The following is an 18127-nucleotide window of genomic DNA, read 5'->3' as shown; positions in this document are numbered from 1 at the left end:
CACGCTCGCCGCTACTCGACGTTGTCCGAAACGTCCGTCATCCGGATCATGTGCGGCTTGACACCCTCGTCTTCCGCCGTGACGGCCTCCTTCGGATGGATCAGTGCCTCGAGCCGCGCTTTCGTCGCGATGAACTCGGGCGTATTGACCTGCGAGAGGTCGCGCGGCCGCGGCACCGGCACCTCGATCAGTTCCTGCACTCCGCCGGGGTTCGCTTTCAGCACCAGGATCCGGTCGGCCAGAAAAATCGCCTCGTCGAGGTCGTGCGTGATGAACAGGATCGTCACGTCGATGTTGCGCCAGATGTCGAGCAGGTGCGCCTGCATCCGCGCCCGCGTCTGCGCGTCGAGCGCACCGAACGGTTCGTCCATCAGCAGGATCCGCGGACGGTTCGCGAGCGCGCGGGCAATCGCCACACGCTGCTTCATGCCGCCCGACAACTGATGCGGATACACGTCGGCGAAACGCGTCAGCCCGACGAGATCGAGCCACTGCAGCGCCTCGCGCTCGGCCTCGCCGCTGCTGCTGCCGTTCATGCGCAGGCCGAACATCACGTTCTTCTTCACCGTGAGCCACGGAAACAGCGTATAGCCCTGGAACACCATCCCGCGATCGGCGCCCGGCCCCTGCACCGGCTTGCCGTCCAGCAGCACCTCGCCGCTCGACTGCGCCTCGAGCCCGGCCAGAATCCGGATCAACGTCGACTTGCCGCAGCCGGACGGGCCGATCACGCACACGAACTCGCGCCGGTGCGTGCGGAAACTGATGTCGTCGAGCGCGATGCATTCGCCTTGCGGCGTCGCGAAACGCTTGCCGACGTGCCGCACGTCGAGTATCACGTCGCGGGCCTTCAGCCGCGCGAAGCGCTCGCGCACCGCGTCGGATTGAACCAGGTAATCGGGAACGGCCTGGGGGTTCTGCATGATGCCCTCTGCGAGAAACGGTCGATGGGGTTGCGTCAACGGATGTCACGCCTTGAGCGTGCGGTCCCACGGAAAGAACCGGCGTCCGAGCAGCCCGAGCACGATGTCGGTGCCGAGGCCGATGATCCCGATCATCAGGATCGCCGCATACACGTTGTCGAAATGCTGGTAGCGCGCCTGCTGGCTGATGTACCACGTGATGCCGGAACTGGTGCCGACGAGTTCGGCGACGATCAGGTAGGTCCATGCCCAGCCGAGCAGGATCCGCTGATCCCGATACAGGTCCGGCAGCACGCCCGGAATCACGACGTGCGTGAGCAGCTTCAGCTTCTTCGTGCCGAGCGTCATCGCCGCCTCGAACAGCCCGTATTCGAGCTTGCGCGTGGTATTCGCGATGATCAGCACCTGCTGGAACAGCGTGCCGATCACGATGATCGCGATCTTCGGCGCATCGTAGATGCCGAGTATCGCGACCATCAGCGCGCCGAACGCCGGCGCCGGCAGGTAGCGGAAGAACTCCAGGAACGGCTCCTGCAGCCGCGCGAGCGCGCTGAAGGTGCCGCAGACGATGCCGAGCGGCACGCCGATCGCGGACGAGATCACGAAGCCCCAGAAGATGATGCGGATGCTGTGCCACAGGCTCTCGTGCAGCCATACGCCGTCGCGGGAGGCCGGCGGCGTCGTGAACGCCGTGTAGAACGCACGCAGCACCTGATGCGGCGCCGGCAGGTAGACCGGATTCGCGCGCACGCCTTCGGGCACCGCGGCGTGGGCGGCCCGCGCATGCGCGAGCTCGTCGTCGAACACGTCGCGATCGACCTGCATGCCGGTCTGGAAATAGTCGACGCTGCCCGGATTCGTCACGCGCATTTGCGGATGCCAGACGAACGGCACGTAGCTGATCAGGCACCAGACGGCGAACGGCAGCAGGAACGACGCCAGCCCGAGGGTCCATTTGCCGCGCGTCGTCAGCTCGCGGCGCACCGCGAGCCAGCCGGTCGTGTTGCGGGTCGTTGTCATGGGAATCTCCATTTCGGTTTCGGGTACCGGTCGCGCGGCTGCCGCGGCAGCGCGCGACCGTGCAATCAGTGCAATGCGCCGCCGGACTGCGCGCGGTAGGCCCGCCAGCCGCCGAAGCGCGTGATGTCCTGCGCGTCGCCCAGCGCGACGCTCTCGCACAGGAAGCCCTGCACCCGCGAATCGTCGGCGAGCGTAAGCGTGCCGATACCGAGCGGCGCCGCGATGCCGGCGACGAAGCTGCCGTATGCCTCGACCGGCATCTCCCAGATCTCGACCGCGATCGGCGCGCCGCCGTCCGGCACGCGCACGAGGCCCGGCTTCGCCACGCCGCCGCTCGCCTCGGCGGAGAGCGCATAGAGGCGATAGGCGGGCGCCGTCGTGGTGGCGGCGACGAAGCGCGCGCCGCGTTCCGTGAGCTGGCCGTTCAACGGTTCGCCGCGAAGATGCGCGCCGACGACGGCCAGCCGCACGACGCCGGCCGATGCAGCACGCGGCGTGACCGCGGCTGCCGATGGCCGGAGGTCGCCGGCGCTCGCGGCGCCGTCGCCCCACGCGTGCGCGAGATCGAGCAGCCGCGCATCGTCGTGCGCGCGACCGACGAACGTGATGCCGAACGGCAGCCCCGCGTGCGGCCCGGTTTCGCACGTGCCCGCCGGCACCGCGATTGCCGACAGGTCGAGCAGGTTCACGAAGTTCGTGTAGTAGCCGAAGCGCGAATTGATCGCGATCGGATCGGCTTCGAGCGCGTCGACGGTGGCCGTCGTCGCCGAGGTCGGCATCACGATCGCGTCGAGGCCATCCCACGCGCGGGCCGCGTCGATCCGCAGCGCGGCGAGCCGGTCGAACGCGGTGAACGCATCGGCGGCGCTGAAGCGCGACGCGCCGCCGACGATTTCGCGGATCACCGGATGCAGCGCATCGGGTTCGCGCGCGGCGAACGCGCCGATCGCGGCGAGCCGCTCGGCCACCCACGGGCCTTCGTACAGCAGCCGCGCGGCGGCCAGGAACGGGCCGAAGTCGATCTCGACGAGTTGCGCGCCGGTCGCGCGAAGCCGCTCGAGCGCCGCCGCCCAGGCCGCGCGATACGATGCGTCGCCGAAGAATTCGAGCTGATCGGCCCGCGGCGTGCCGAAACGCACTTGCCCGAGCGGCCGCGCCGCGTGCGCTCGCAGGCCGTCCGCGCCCAACAGCGGTTGCCACGCGCGCCCGTACGGGTCGCCTTCGGTCACGCCGTGCGCGGCGGCGAACACCGTGCGCGCATCGTCCGCCGAACGCGCGAACACCGATACGCAATCGAGCGACCGGCAGGCCGGCACCACGCCAAGCGTGCTCAGCACGCCGCGCGTCGGCTTGAGCCCGACCAGCCCGTGGAACGCGGCCGGCACGCGCCCCGAGCCGGCCGTGTCGGTGCCGAGCGAGAACGCTGCGACGCCGAGCGCGACCGCCACGGCCGACCCCGAGCTGGAGCCGCCCGACGCGTAGCGCGGATCGAGCGCATTGCGGCACGCGCCGTAAGGCGAGCGCTGCCCCGAGAGCCCGGTCGCGAACTGGTCGAGATTGGTCTTGCCGACGGGAATCGCGCCGGCCGCGATCAGCCGTTCGACGACGGGCGCGCTGCGTGCCGGCGTGTAGGCGTACGCGGGGCAGCCTGCCGTCGTCGGTATGCCGGCGAGGTCGATGTTGTCCTTGATCGCGAACGGCACGCCGTAAAGCGGCAGCGACGCCATGTCGCGACCGGCCAGCGCGTCGGCATACGACGACATCTCGTCGCGCGTCAGCGGCCGGATCCACGCATGGTGCGGATCGCCCGCGTCGAAATGCGCGGCAATCGCATCGACGAGCGCATGCGGCGTCAGGTCGCCCGCCGCGTAGCGCGCGCGCAGCGCGGCAATCGATTGCAGCCCCGGCAGGATCGAGTGCTCCGTCGTGCTCATGCCACCTCCTCGGCGGCACCCGCCTTCATCACCATCAGCCGCTGCCCGGCCACCACCGCCGCGCCGGGCGCGCAATCGATCGTCTCGATCGTGCCGTCTTCCGTTGCCGTCACCGCCACCTCCATCTTCATCGATTCGACGATCGCGACGACCTGCCCTTCGGTCACGCGCTCACCGGCTTCCACCAGCACCTTCCATACGCTGCCCGACACGTCCGCGGCGATCGCCCGCTGCGTATCGTCGAGCGTGGCTGCCGCCGGCGCCGCATGCGCGTCGTCCTGCTCCGTCTCGCCGACGTATTCCGCATGGCCGGCTGCCCGCCACCGCTCGCGTTCGGCGTCGAATGCGGCCTGCTGCGTCGCCTTGAACGCCGCGATCGAGTCGGCCTCGTCGTGCAGGAAGCCGTTGTAGGCGCGCAGATCGAACACGGAATCCTCGATCTTCAGCGTCGCGCGGCCCGCGATGAAATCCGCGCGCAACTCGCTCAATTCGGCCTCGCTGACTTCATAGAAACGGATCTCGTCGAAGAACCGCAGCAGCCACGGCTTGCCGGCTTCGAATTCGCGCGTGCTGCGGTGACGGTTCCACATCTGCACGGTACGGCCGACGAACTGATAGCCGCCGGGCCCTTCCATTCCGTACACGCACAGATACGCGCCGCCGATGCCGACCGCGTTCTCCGGCGTCCAGGTCCGCGCGGGGTTGTACTTGGTCGTCACGAGCCGGTGGCGCGGATCGATCGGCGTCGCGACGGGGGCGCCGAGATAGACGTCGCCGAGCCCCATCACCAGGTAGCGCGCGTCGAACACGATGCGCTTCACGTGGTCGATGCTCGCGAGGCCGTTGATGCGCCGGATGAACTCGATATTGCTCGGACACCACGGCGCGTCGGGCCGCACCGACTGCATGTAGCGCTCGATCGCGACGCGCGTCGACGGGTCGTCCCACGACAGCGGCAGATGCACGATGCGGTTCGGCACGCGCATGTCGGCCACGTCGGGCAATTCGCGCTCGGCGGCCTGCAGATGCGCGAGCAGTGTTTCGAGCGACAGCACGCTTGCATCGAACTGCACCTGAAGCGAACGGATGCCCGGCGTCAGGTCGAGCATGCCGGGCAACCGGTGCGCGTCGAGCCAGCACATGAGGGCGTGCACGCGAAAGCGCAGGTTCAGGTCGAGCACGAGCGGCCCGTATTCGACCAGCACGTTGCGATCGCCCGAGCGCCGATAGACGACGCCGACGCCGCCGGCCGACGGGTCGCGATGCAGCACGCATTCGCCGGGCGCCGCGCAGGCCGCAGCGGCGACGTCGCGCGTCGGCTGCACGATCTCGTCAGCCGGTTTCCCGACCGACGCGCCCCCACGCACGAACTGCACGGTATCGCCCGGCCGCAACTGCCCGAGCTTCCACAACTCGTCGCGCACGACCGTCACCGGACACACGAAACCGCCGAGGCTCGGCCCGTCCGGGCCGAGAATCACCGGCATGTCGCCGGTGAAGTCGACGGCACCGATCGCATACGCGTTGTCGTGGATGTTCGACGGATGCAGCCCAGCCTCGCCGCCGTCCGCACGCGCCCACCGCGGCTTCGGCCCGATCAGCCGCACGCCGGTGCGGCTGGAGTTGTAGTGGACCGTCCATTGCGTGCCGTGGAGCATCGCGATGTCGTCCGGCGTGAAGAAATCCGGTGCGCCGTGCGGGCCATCGAGCACGCCGAGCGTCCACGCATGCGTCAGCACGGGAACGTCGGCCGTCGACAGCGCCGCGCCCGCGTCGCCGCGCCCGGCGTCCGCGTGCAGATGCAGCACGTCGCCCTTGCGCAGCGCGCGGCCCGCGTGGCCGCCGAACTGGCCGAGCGTGAAGGTCGCCTTGCTGCCGAGATAGTCGGGCACCTGCAGCCCGCCCTTGACGACGAGACACGCACGCACGCCCGCGCCCGTCACGCCGCCCAGTTTCAGCACCGCGCCCGCCCGCGCGCGGACGACCTGCCAGAACGGCACGGGCTCGCCGTCGAGCGTGGCCGCGAGCGGCGCGCCGCCGAGCGCGAACAGCGTCGCGGTATTGAAGCGCAGCGTCGCGCCGACCATCGTGAACTCGAGCCCGGCCGCGTCGCGCGGGTTGCCGATCAGCGCGTTGGCGAGATCGAACGCGCGATCGTCCATCGGACCCGACGGCGGCACCCCGACACTCCAGTAGCCGACGCGCCCCGGGGACTGCTGCACGGTGGTCTGCACGCCGCCGTCGAGCACGTCGATCGTGTGCGGCGCGAACGCGAAGCGCGACAGAAAGGCGGTCGTCGGCGCGCCGCGCGCAAACGTGTCGGAGCCGGCCACGGCACGCAGGTAGTCGAGATTGGTCTCGATCCCGTACAGCTCGGTCTGTTCGAGCGCGGCCCGCAGCGCGGCCAGCGCGTCGCGCCGCGTGTCGCCGCGCACGATCAGCTTCGCGAGCAGCGGATCGTAAAACGCGCTGATCTCCGTGCCTGCCTCGATCCAGCCGTCGACCCGCACGTTTTCGGGAAACGCGACGTGCGTGAGCAGCCCGGCACTCGGCTGGAACTGCTTGTGCGGATCCTCCGCATAGAGCCGCACCTGGATGCTCGCGCCGCGCGGCGCGACGGCAAGCGTGTCGAGCGGCGGCAGGTCGCCTTCGGCCTGCAGGATCATCCATTCGACGAGATCGACGCCGGTCACCGCTTCGGTCACGCCATGCTCGACCTGCAGCCGCGTGTTCACCTCGAGGAAGTAGAACCGCCGCGCACTCGCGTCGAACACGAACTCGACCGTGCCGGCCGACGCGTAACCCACCGCGCGCGCCAGCCGCACCGCGCTCGCGTGCAACGCGTCGCGCTCGGCGTCGGTCAGGTCGGGCGCGGGCGTTTCCTCGATCACCTTCTGGTTGCGACGCTGCACCGAGCAATCGCGTTCGCCGAGCGAAATCGCGCCGCCGCGGCCGTCGCCGAAGATCTGCACCTCGATGTGCCGCGCGTGTTCGACGAACTTCTCGAGATACACGCCCGCATGCGCGAAGTTCGCGGTGCCGAGCCGCACGACGGATTCGAACGCCGCGGCGAGCTGCGCGGCATCGCGGCACAGCGACATGCCGATGCCGCCGCCGCCGGCGGTGCTTTTCAGCATCACCGGGTAACCGATCGCGTCGGCTTCGGCGAGCGCCGTCGCCACGTCGTCGAGCAGCCCGGTGCCCGGCAGCAGCGCGACGCCCTGCGCGGCGGCGAGTTCGCGCGCGGTGTGCTTGAGACCGAACGCGCGCATGTGATCGCCGCGCGGCCCGATGAAGCGCAGGCCGGCCGCTTCGCATGCGTCGGCGAAACCGGCATGCTCGGACAGGAAGCCGTAGCCGGGGTGCACCGCCTGCGCGCCGGTCTCGCGCGCGGCCGCGAGGATCGCCGCGACGTTCAGATAGCTGTCGGCCGCCGGTGCCGGCCCGACTCGCACGGCCTCGTCGGCGAGCGCCACGTGGCGCGCGTCGCGATCGGCGTCCGAATAGATCGCGACCGACGCGATGCCGAGGCGCTTCAGCGTGCGGATCACGCGGCAGGCGATTTCGCCGCGGTTCGCGACGAGCACTTTGGAGAATCTCATGCGGCCTCCCAGATCGTCAGCCGCACGGGCGTCGGGTTGTAGCCGTTGCACGGATTGTTGAGCTGCGGGCAGTTCGAGATCAGCACCGTAACGTCCATCTCCGCGCGCATCTCGACGTATTTGCCGGGCGCGGAGATGCCGTCCTCGAACGTGAGCCCGCCGCGCGGCGTGACGGGTACGTTCATGAAGAAATTGACATTGCCGACCAGGTCGCGCTTGGTGAGCCGCGCGCCGGTTCCGCACGTGCAGTGCGCGATCGCGTTGAGGAAACTGTCGCGGCAGCTGTGCATGTAGCGTTTGTCGAGCGCATAGCGCACCGTGTTGCTCTCGGCCGCGCAGGCACCGCCGAGCGTGTCGTGGCGGCCGCACGTATCGGCGACGATCGTCGCCATCGGATTGCCGCGGCTCGAGACGAGCACGCTGCCCGCGCTCAGGTACAGGTTGCGCTGCGCACGGATCGTGTCCTGCGCACTGTAGCGCTCCTCGGGATCGTCGGAGCGGTAGAACAGCGTATCGACGGCCTGGTTGCCCTCGAGGTCGAGAATGCGCAGGACCTGCCCGCGCTTCAGGTCGTACAGCCACGGGTCGCCCGCGTTCAGCGTGACGTCGTGGATTGCGTCGCGCGGGTCGAGACGGCTTTCGATGATCGGCATGGCCTCGCTCCTTATGCGAACAGACGGTCGGTGTTGGCGAAGCCGCGCGTGTTCTCGGCGCACGCGCGCCGGCACGGGTCGTCGTCGGGCGCCGCGCCATCGGCCGGATACGCGCGGTACGCGATCAGCTTCACGGCCTTCGGCGCATAGTCGGGGCGCGGATCGAACGGATGCGGCGCGGTCGAGAACGCCGCGAGCGTGTTCATCTCGAAGCGCAGGTCCAGCGCGCTGCCGGCCGGCGAATGTCCCGCGACGAAATCGAGCGCGCCGTCCTCGCGCGTGTCCAGCTTGCTGAAGAAGTTGACGTTCGCGGCCAGGTCGCGCGCCGACAGCCCGTATTTCGCGAGCTCGAGCACGAGACTGTCGCGGCCGTTGCGGATCATCGCGTTGCGATCGGCCTGGTACGACGTCGTGCCGTACTTGTGCGCAAACAACCGCGCATCGCCGACGCCACCGAGCGGATCGTGCCAGCCGAGCGTATCGGCGGTGATCGACGCGATCACGCGCCCCATGTCCGTGTACAGCGCATGGCCGCGCGTGAGATGCGCGGTGTGCTGCGCCTTCAGCGTGTCGGCCATGTTGTAACGTTCGAGCAGGTCTTCCTGGCGATGAAAGACGGCAGACAGGTTCGCGCCGCCGTCGACGTCGACGATGCGCAGCGCGAGACCGCGGCGCAGGATGCCGGACCAATGGGTTCCGGCAGGAATCAGCGTTTCCCACGCGACGTGCGGCGGTGGCGCGAGGACAGAGACGGGGGTGGCTTGGGGGCTCGGCGACATGGCGGCTCCGGGGTCGGTTGGACAAAAGGCGTGAGAGGGCGACCGAACGACATCGCGACCTCCCGGGCTTTTATCCCTCCGTGGAGCCTCGCCGTTTCCTCGCATCGAGGCAAAGGCAAGACCGGATTGCTCTCGGACCAGGCATCGCGCGGCGTACGCCGCACGACCGGAACCCTAGCGATCCTGAAGATGATGCAAATTGCTTCGCACCTCTCGAACGTCGATCAAGCGAATTGCGTGCCAACGTCCTCGCCCTGACCGTACGACGCCGCACGGCGGCGCGCCGACGCCCGGCATGCGCGAAGCCGCCGCGTACGGTTGCCCCCGCACCGGGCGCGCGGCGCACCACGCACACGCGAACGCGCACCGGCGCAGTGCGTGCAATGCGATTGCGCATGGTGCGATACACGGTGGCACGGGCATTGCTGAATCGGCACACCGTCACTCGATGTCCCGCCCCTCATGAACAAGCTCGACCTGCTCCGGCGCGTATTGACCGCGCTGTTCGCCGCCCGCTTCATCGAACTTCAGCGCGCCATGCGCCGCCGCTGAAACGCGCCGCCGCGTGCCGTTGGCACGCTTCTCGCTCGGCATGACGCCGAGAGGTGCGGCGGCGTCGCATCTTAGGGGTGCTAGGGTTCCGGTTCACCGAACGTCTGGTCCGAGAGCAGCCCGGCGCAGGTTCGTCCGATCGCGAGAGCGGACGCGCATGCGCTACACGGCGGGACAAAAGCCCGGGAGATTGGCGATGGCAACGGCCATCGTGCCTCTCCGTGGCCGCTTTTTCCGTTCCGCATCCGCAGGAACCGGTCACGCAGTCGGACCGTGCGTTCACGCGCGGTCCGTATCGACGATCCCGATCCCGGTCTCCTGGAGAACAACGATGACCCGTCCCGCCCCGGCGTTCCGCCGCCTGTCGTCCTTCCGTTTTGTCCGCCACGCAGTGGGGGCCGCCGTCGCGGCTGCCGCGCTGTGGGCGGCCCCCGCCGCGCAAGCCGCCGCCCCGCTGAAGATCGGCTACAGCGACTGGCCCGGCTGGGTCGCGTTCCAGGTCGCGCTCGACAAGGGCTGGTTCAAGGAAGCCGGCGTCGACGTCGATTTCGAATGGTTCGATTACTCGGCGTCGCTCGACGCGTTTTCGGCGGGCAAGCTCGACGCGGTCGCGGCGACCAACGGCGATGCGCTCGTCACCGGCGCGTCCGGCGCGAAGAACGTGATGATCCTGCTGACCGACTATTCGGCCGGCAACGACATGATCGTCGCGAAACCGCCGTTGCGCACCGTCGAGGCGCTGAAGGGCAAGAAGGTCGGCGTGGAACTCGGCCTCGTCGACCACCTGCTGCTTGAAACCGCGCTGCAGAAGCACGGGCTCAAGAACAGCGACGTCACGCTCGTGAATGCGAAAACCAACGAACTGCCGCAGGTGCTCGGCTCGTCGGCCGATATCGCCGCGGTGGCCGCGTGGCAACCGAATGCGGGCGAAGCGTTGAAGCGCGCACCGGGCGCGCGGGCGATCTTCACGTCGGCCGATGCGCCGGGGCTGATCTACGACGCGATCACGGTCGCGCCGACGAGCCTCGCCGCGCGCCGGGCCGACTGGGCGAAGGTGGTCAAGGTCTGGTATCGCTGCGTCGCGTACATCAACGATCCGAAGACGCAGGGCGACGCGGTCAAGATCATGTCGGCACGCGTCGGACTCGCGCCGGAACAATACCTTCCGCTGCTGAAGGGCACGCACCTGCTCGACGAGGCCGCCGCGAAACGTGCGTTCCGCAAGGGCGACGGGCTCGACTCCATCTACGGCTCGACGCGCAACGCGAACGCGTTCAACGTGCGCAACGCCGTGTACAAGCAGTCGCAGGACGTCGACGCGTACATCGATCCGCGGTTCACCGCGCCGCATTGACGGCGGCCGGCCCGCGTGCCGCCCCGGTTACCGATCCGGCCGTTCCCGACGAACGGCCGCGCGGTGGCCGCCGCGGGCCGACTGTCGAATCGGCGCACGCTGCCACCAGCCGGTCGCGAGCAACAGCGCAGGATCTCTAACGCAGAAATCCGGATGCACCATCCCACAGCAGTTTCAGGGCCGTGACCATCAGCAGGCCATAACAGGCTCGGTACATCTGACGCTGGTTCAGCCTGTCATGCAGGCGCCAGCCCAGCCAGACGCCCGCGGGAATGGCGGGAAGGCAGATGGCCATCAACGCCCAGACAGCGCCCGTCGGCCTTGCCAGCGCCAGCCAGGGCAACGCCTTGAGGAGGTTGCCTACCGTGAAAAACATGCTGGTCGTCCCCGCATACATCTGCTTGCCGAGACCGAGCGGCAGCAGGTACATCGCCAACGGCGGCCCTCCGGAGTGCGCAACCATCGTGGTAATGCCCGAGGTCATGCCGGCTGCGACCGCTTTGCGCGACGAGCGCGCACGCACCACGACTTCACCCCCTCGCATGAACCACATTCCGACGAACGTCAGTGTCACGATGGCCATCACGATGGCGATTGCCCGGTGGTCCAGCCCGCGAAACAGCACATAACCGATCCCGATGCCGACGACCAGTCCGGGCACCAGCCACACGAGGTCGGGCTTGGACCAGGTCGACGGCTTCCAGTACCGCAGACCGAACAGATCCATTGCAATGAACAGCGGCGCAAGCAAGCCGCCCGCCGTGACGGGATCCATGACGAGCGACAGCAGCGGGATGCCGACGATGGCGAAACCGCCACCGAAGGCGCCCTTCATGAAGCAGATCAGGAAAACACCGGCGAAAGTGATGAGGATGACAGTGACGTTCAGTTCCATGTTGCCTCCCTTCCCTTCACCTCGGTAACGGGAAGCGTATTCAGTGAGATCGCCCCCGCAAACGACGGCGCATGCAGTCCGGCGCGCCGAGTCGGTGTGACGTTCGCGCTGACCGCCAGTGCGGCGATCTGCCGGAAATCACGGGTCTGGCTTGAATCGACAACGCATCGTAGTTCGCCATGTCAGTACAATCAAATTATTGTCATGGATACATCCGGCGATGTCTTGGACGTGCAGCAGCCTGCCAGGCCGGCTCCCTTCAGGTCTTTTCCGGGCCGGCAAGCGTCATCCGGATCGCTGGTTTCGGCGTATGTAAATCTGTCGAATTGCGCCGTAATTTCCGATCCTGGAGGCGCGTGAGCTGCACAAATGTCGATGCGTAAAGGCGAGCGACTGCGACAAGACGCGAGAAGCGTTGGTATCACGCGCGATGTTTGGAAGATAATCGGTACATTCAAACGATTGTATTGAATCGACATGCCTCGACTTCGCTACAAGGAAGTGGTTGACCGGTTCGCGGCGGACATCCACGAAGGTCGACTGCGTCCTGGAACCCGACTGCCGACCCACCGCGATCTCGCCGCGCGAGAGGGGCTGTCGCTCGCGACCGCCACGCGCGTCTACGCCGAGCTCGATGCAATGGGATTGGTCAGCGGTGAAACCGGCCGCGGCACGTTTGTGAAGGAAGTGCTTCCGCGCGGTCATGGCGTCGATCTCCAGGCCTGGAACGACGGCGCGATCGACCTGAACTTCAACAACCCTTCCATGCCGGGTCAGGGCGAGCTTCTGAGAACGGCGCTGCGAGAGCTGGCGGGGTCGGGCAACCTGGAAGCGTTGCTTCGCTACCATCCCCATGGCGGACGGCCGCACGAGCGGGAGACCATGGCCCGCCATCTGACGAGCCGCGGCTTGTCGGCGTCACCCGAGAACACGCTGCTCGTGAGCGGCGCACAGCACGGGCTCACCGCGACCGCCATGGCATTGCTCGACCCCGGCGACGTCGTCGCGGTGGACGCGCTGACGTACCCCGGTTTCAAGCTGACCGCCGAGGCTTTCCGGCTTGAACTCGTGACGATTCCAGGTGCGGCAGACGGCCCCGATCTGGATGCCCTGGCGAAATTGTGCCGGCGAAGACGGGTGCGCGCGATGTACACGATGCCGACCCTGCATAACCCGCTGGGATGGGTGGTGAGCGCCCGTCAAAGGCGTCATCTGGTGTCCATTGCCCGGCAACACGGACTGATCCTGATCGAGGATGCGGCTTATGCCTTTCTGGAGAAGCGTCCACCGCCGCCGCTTGCGATGCTTGCGCCCGAACTGACGGTGTACGTGTCCAGCTTGTCGAAGAGCGTCGCGACGGGGCTGCGCATCGGCATGGTCAGCGCACCGCGCGACTGGGTCGGCAAACTGGAACGCACGATCCGGGCGACCGTCTGGAACACGCCCGCCGCCATGACGGCGATTGCCTGCGGCTGGATCGAGGACGGCACCGTTGCAAGGCTCGAAGCGGAGAAACGGCGTGACGCTTCCCTGCGCCAGGCCGTCGTGAGCGAAGTCCTCGGTCATTTGAAGCTGGTCCGTCACTCCTCGTCGTACTTCGTCTGGCTGCCGCTGCCACACGAGGTTCGGGCGGATGCCGTTGCGAAGGCGTTGCTGCGTGAGCGCATCTCGGTGTCGACGGCACATCCCTTTGCTGCGTCGAGACACGTTCCGCACGCCGTTCGCCTGGCACTGGGTTCGGTCGACCTCGACACGCTCCGGCGTTCCCTCGAGACAGTCGCGAACGTGGTGAAAGACCATACTGATCGGTAGTCCGTCTTGTCCCGGCCGGCATTGCCGGCCTGCGAACGCCGGATCTCGTCCCACCTGCCTGTCACCTCCCGCCGCCGCATCGAGTCGCCGTCCGGCGTCGGTCCGATTCCGTGCCACGGCCCGACGCCCCGAAGTCACCGCGCAAAGAACAAACGGGGCGCACCGGATCGCCTCTCCCGATCTCGACTGCAAGCCATGGCTCGCCTTCCCGCAGCGTCAATCCGTTCGCCGCCGGACTCGCAACCGGACGCAGGTCGACTCCGCGTCGCGAGGCGCCGGGCGATACCTTCATCGCCCGGCGCGCTCATGCCTCCGTCGTCACGCTGGCGCTGGGTTCGAGCGCGGAACGGCTTTCTCCTGCCGCGGGCCGGATCTTGAACCAGATCGAGTACATGGCCGGCAGAAACACCAGCGTCAGAATCGTTCCGGCGAAGGTTCCTCCGATCAGCGTATAAGCCAGCGTGCCCCAGAACACGGAATGGGTCAGCGGAATGAACGCCAGCATCGCGGCAACCGCCGTCAGGATCACCGGCCGCGAGCGCTGCAGGGTCGCCTCCACCACCGCATCGAACGGCATCATGCCCGCGTGCGTGTTCACCTCGATCTGGCCGATCAGGATCAGCGTGTTGCGCATCAGGATGCCGGACAGCGCAATGAGCCCGACCAAGGCGTTGATGCCGAAGGGCTGATTGAACAGCAGAAGCGTCGGCACCACGCCGATCAAACCCAGCGGACTGGTCGCGAACACCATCATGGTCGCGGCAATCGAGCGCGTCTGGAAAATGATGATGAGCAACGTCAGCGCGATCATGATCGGAAACAGCGGCGCGAGTGCATTGGTCGCCTTGTTGGCCTCCTCGATGGAGCCGGCCTCCTCGATCCGGTAGCCGCCCGGCAGCTTCGCGATGATGGGCTGCAGCTGCGCGAGCATCGCGGTCGACACATCGGGCGGTTGCAATCCTTCGGCGATATCGCCGCGCACGGTGATCGTCGGCGTTCGATCGCGACGGCGCAGGATCGGATCCTCCATGCGGATGTCGACCTTGCCGACCTGCGAGAGCGGCACCCGCTGCCCCGCGGTACCGACCAGCGTGAATCCTTCGATCCGTTGCGGGTCGAGCCGGGTGTCGCCCGCCGAACGCGCGACCAGTTCCACCGAACGAATGTCCTCGCGCACGTGCGTGACGGGAATCCCGGTCAGCAGGAATTGCAGTTGCTGCGCGACCGAGCTGGACGTCAGCCCGAACGACCCGAGACGAGTCTGATCGAGCGTGAAGTGCACGGTGGGTACGCGCGGCCCCCAGTCGGCGTTCACCGTTCGCATCATCGGGCTGGCGTTCATCGTCCGTTCGACCTGTGCGGCGATCGTGCGCAACGTCCCCGCGTCCGGGCCCATGACCCTGAACGCGACGGGGTAAGGCGAGTAAGGGCCGAACACCAGCTGCGTGACGCGAACCTGCGCCCCGGGCACCAGGCCTGCGGCGACGACCTTGCGCAGACGGAATTTGAGCGCTTCACGTTGACGCTCGTCGTTCGTGCGGATCACGATCTTCGAGAAGGACGAATCCGGCAGCTCCGGAGACATCGCCAGATAGAAGCGCGGCGCGCCCTGCCCGATGTACGAGGTCACGATCTGCGCTTCCGGCTGCTTCGCGAGCCACGCCTCGACCTTTTCCGTTGCCGACGCGGTCTGCTCGATCGAAGTCCCGTAGGGCATCTGCACTTCGACGAGCACTTCCGGGCGATCGGACGTCGGGAAGAACTGCTTCTTCACCAGTCCCATGCCCATCACGGCGATCACGAACGATGCCACCACGATCCCGGCGACCATCCACTTGCGGCCGATCACGCGCCCGAGGAAACGGCGAAAGCGCTGGTAGTTCCGCGTGTTGTAGATCGCCTCGTGGCCGCCTTCGATCACGGCGATGTCGGGCAACAGCTTGACGCCGAGGTACGGCGTGAAGACGACGGCCACGACCCACGACGTGATCAACGCGATGCCGACGATCCAGAACATGTTGCTCGTGTATTCGCCCGCCGTCGAGCGCGCGAAGCCGTTCGGCATGAAGCCGACCGCCGTGACCAGCGTGCCCGACAGCATCGGCGCGGCCGTGTGGCTCCACGCATAAGCCGACGCCTGGACGCGGTTGTAGCCCTCCTCCATTTTCACGACCATCATTTCGATGGCGATGATCGCGTCGTCGACGAGCAGGCCCAGCGCGAGAATCAGCGAACCGAGCGTGATGCGGTCGAAGCTCTTGCCCGTGGCGGCCATCACGACGAAGACCCCCGCGAGCGTCAGCGGCACCGCCGCCGACACGACGATGCCGACGCGCCATCCCATGCTCGCGAAGCTCACGACCATCACCACGAGCAGCGCGACGAAGAACTTGACCATGAATTCGTCGACGGCCGAATGGATATTGACGGCCTGGTCGGTCACCTTCGTGAGGCTCATGCCGAGCGGCATCCCGCCGTTGATCGATGCGACCTCCGCGTCGAGCGCCTTGCCGAGGTTGAGCCCGTTCCAGCCGTCCCGCATCACGACGCCGAGCAGCAACGCCGGTTCGCCGTTGTTGCGAATCTGGAACGTGGCCGGGTCTTCGTAACCGCGTTCGACGGTCGCCACATCGGAAAGCTTCAGCGTGCGGCCCTGAACGACGATCGGCGTGTCACGAATGGTCTGCAGCTTGTCGAACGCGCCTTCGACGCGAATGAAGACCTGCGCGCCCGCCGTATCGATCGAACCGGCCGGCGTCAGAACGTTCTGGTTGTTCAACGCGGCGAAGATCTCCTGCGGCGTCACGCCGAGCGTCGCGAGCCGGTCGTGCGAAAACGAGACGTAGATCCGTTCCGCCTGCTCGCCGATGATGTTCACCTTCTTGACGCCCGGCACATGAAGAAGCCGCTGGCGCAATCCCTCGGCGTCGCGCACCAGCACTCGTTGCGGCTCGCCTTTCGCCTTCAGCGCGAACAGCGCGAACGTCACGTCGGAGTACTCATCGTTGACGAGCGGGCCGATCACGCCGGGCGGCAGGTTGCCCGCTTCGTCATGCAGCTTCTTGCGCGCCTGATAGAACTCCTCGGGCACGTCCGCGGGCGGCGTACTGTCGAGCAAGGTCACGGTGGTGAAGGCCAGCCCCGGACGCGTATAGGTCTCGGTCCGGTCGTACCAGCGCAGTTCCTGCATGCGCTTTTCGAGCGGCTCGGCCACCTGGTCCTGCATTTCCTGCGCGGTCGCGCCGGGCCACGCCGTGATGACCGTCATCGACTTGACGGTAAAGGGCGGATCTTCGGCCCGCCCCAGTTTCAGGAAGGCCACCACGCCGGCGATCGAGATCAGGATGATCAGAAACAGCGTGACCGAGCGCTCCCGCACCGCGAGCGCCGACAAGTTGAAGCCGCTCATCGCGCCGCTCCTTGCGCGGAGACGGATGCCGCGATCATCTTGTCATTGGCGAGACGCACCTGCTCTCCGTCGTGCAACAACTGGGCACCGAGCGCGACGACCTGGTCGCCGTCGCGAAGGTCGCCCGTCACCGTCGCACTGTCGTCGCTCAATGCGGTGACGCGCACCTTGCGCCAGGTCACGCGCGACTGGGCCCGGTCGACCGTCCAGACCCCGGTGCCCGTGCCCGGATCGAACACCGCGCCGACCGGTACCACCATGGCGGCGGGTGCCTGGCCGGCGTCGCCTGCGAGATCGAGCGTCACGGTCGCGCCGAGCGGCGCATTCGACAGCGCGCCCTGGAGAACGTACCGCGCCTCGTAGGTCCGTGTCAGCCGATCGGCGGAGTCGGAGAGCTGGCGCAGGACGGCGGGAACGGGCTTCTGGGCCGCGCCGTACAGCGTCGCCTCGGCGATCGAGCCGGATGCGGGACGCAGCGTCTCGGGAAGCTGGACGACGGCCTCGCGGGGGCCGGCATGCGCGAGCCGCACGACGATTTGTCCCGGCGCGACGACCTGGCCGGGCTCCGCCAGCGTCTCGACCACCACGCCGTCGGCGTCCGCCATGACGACGGCGTAGCCGGACGCGTTGTTGGCGAGCACCGCCTGCGCCTGCGCCGCGACGAGCTGGGCCTTGGCGGAGTCGGCCGCCGCCTTGAGCTGGTCATAGGTCGATGCCGAAACCGCGCCGGCCGCGACGAGATCCCGATAGCGCGCCTCGTCGGCGGCCGTCTGCGTCGCGCGCGCCTGGGCGGCATCCACGAGCTTCTGCTGCGCACGGGCCTGCAGCCCCAGGTCGATCGGATCGATGCGCATCAGCGGCTGGCCGCGCTTGACCGTCTGGCCCGCGTCGACCAGCCGCTCGATGACCTTGCCCTGAACCCGGAAACCGAGATCGCTCTGAACGCGGGCGCCCACGACACCCGAAAACGACCGGCTCGCCCCCGCCGCGCCGTGAACGGCGCTCGTACGCACAAGTGGCGCCTCGGTGCGCGGATCGGCGGCCGGATGCTCGCCGCATGCCGCGAGCGCAAGCGAAGCCACGCCCAATGTGTAGACAAAATGATGGCGCCGGAACATGAGGTCCCCTCTCGCAAAGAACAGGAGCTCTCATTCTGATACTAGTGACCAATTCAGTCAACAGTCACAACAAGAT

Annotated in this window: 11 protein-coding genes and 2 riboswitches; of the genes, 2 read left to right on the top strand and 9 right to left on the bottom strand. The window is 67.6% G+C overall.

What is annotated here, in order from left to right:
- Positions 1 to 11: 11 nt before the first annotated feature.
- The 6 genes from G3N62_RS02855 to G3N62_RS02830 form a co-directional block, all read right to left on the bottom strand.
- On the bottom strand, positions 12 to 923 hold the full coding sequence (locus tag G3N62_RS02855) for an ABC transporter ATP-binding protein (protein WP_049028185.1): 912 nt from the start codon (positions 921 to 923) through the stop codon (positions 12 to 14).
- A 45-nt stretch (positions 924 to 968) separates the two neighbouring features.
- Positions 969 to 1943: an ABC transporter permease gene (locus G3N62_RS02850; RefSeq protein ID WP_059562099.1), complete on the bottom strand. Its 975-nt coding sequence runs from the start codon at positions 1941 to 1943 to the stop codon at positions 969 to 971.
- A gap of 65 nt (positions 1944 to 2008) precedes the next feature.
- On the bottom strand, positions 2009 to 3877 hold the full coding sequence (gene atzF, locus G3N62_RS02845; protein ID WP_034190454.1) for an allophanate hydrolase: 1869 nt from the start codon (positions 3875 to 3877) through the stop codon (positions 2009 to 2011).
- Positions 3874 to 7479: an urea carboxylase gene (gene uca, locus G3N62_RS02840; protein ID WP_124671158.1), complete on the bottom strand. Its 3606-nt coding sequence runs from the start codon at positions 7477 to 7479 to the stop codon at positions 3874 to 3876. Before uca ends, atzF begins: the two co-directional genes overlap by 4 nt.
- Positions 7476 to 8132 carry an urea amidolyase associated protein UAAP2 gene (locus G3N62_RS02835; protein ID WP_124671157.1) on the bottom strand — a complete coding sequence of 219 codons (657 nt, stop codon included), beginning with the start codon at positions 8130 to 8132 and terminating at the stop codon, positions 7476 to 7478. Before G3N62_RS02835 ends, uca begins: the two co-directional genes overlap by 4 nt.
- Positions 8133 to 8143: 11 nt before the next feature.
- Entirely contained in the window at positions 8144 to 8911 is a 768-nt protein-coding gene (locus G3N62_RS02830; protein ID WP_034190451.1) for an urea amidolyase associated protein UAAP1, read from the bottom strand.
- A gap of 57 nt (positions 8912 to 8968) precedes the next feature.
- Positions 8969 to 9100: riboswitch (guanidine-I (ykkC/yxkD leader) on the bottom strand.
- Positions 9101 to 9532: 432 nt separating this feature from the next.
- Positions 9533 to 9654, top strand: a riboswitch (guanidine-I (ykkC/yxkD leader).
- Between the two features lie 140 nt (positions 9655 to 9794).
- On the opposite strand from G3N62_RS02830, the gene G3N62_RS02825 reads away from it, so the two are divergent.
- Entirely contained in the window at positions 9795 to 10817 is a 1023-nt protein-coding gene (locus tag G3N62_RS02825; RefSeq protein ID WP_124671155.1) for an ABC transporter substrate-binding protein, read from the top strand.
- A 136-nt stretch (positions 10818 to 10953) separates the two neighbouring features.
- Here the strand turns inward: G3N62_RS02825 and G3N62_RS02820 are convergent, their stop codons facing one another.
- On the bottom strand, positions 10954 to 11712 hold the full coding sequence (locus tag G3N62_RS02820; RefSeq protein ID WP_049035835.1) for a sulfite exporter TauE/SafE family protein: 759 nt from the start codon (positions 11710 to 11712) through the stop codon (positions 10954 to 10956).
- Positions 11713 to 12189: 477 nt separating this feature from the next.
- On the opposite strand from G3N62_RS02820, the gene G3N62_RS02815 reads away from it, so the two are divergent.
- Positions 12190 to 13524 (top strand): PLP-dependent aminotransferase family protein, encoded by a 1335-nt coding sequence (locus G3N62_RS02815; protein WP_124671154.1) that lies wholly within the window; start codon positions 12190 to 12192, stop codon positions 13522 to 13524.
- Between the two features lie 304 nt (positions 13525 to 13828).
- On the opposite strand, the gene G3N62_RS02810 is transcribed toward G3N62_RS02815, so the two are convergent.
- Positions 13829 to 16933 carry an efflux RND transporter permease subunit gene (locus tag G3N62_RS02810; protein WP_059562112.1) on the bottom strand — a complete coding sequence of 1035 codons (3105 nt, stop codon included), beginning with the start codon at positions 16931 to 16933 and terminating at the stop codon, positions 13829 to 13831.
- A complete protein-coding gene (locus G3N62_RS02805; protein WP_051701044.1) occupies positions 16930 to 18051 on the bottom strand; it encodes an efflux RND transporter periplasmic adaptor subunit in 1122 nt (373 codons plus the stop codon). Before G3N62_RS02805 ends, G3N62_RS02810 begins: the two co-directional genes overlap by 4 nt.
- Positions 18052 to 18127 lie beyond the last annotated feature (76 nt).

The organism is Burkholderia sp. Tr-20355 (assembly GCF_017104685.1).
GTDB lineage: Bacteria > Pseudomonadota > Gammaproteobacteria > Burkholderiales > Burkholderiaceae > Burkholderia > Burkholderia seminalis.
The sequence above is the reverse complement of the archived record's forward strand: the minus strand, read 5'-3'. Positions and strand labels throughout refer to the sequence as shown.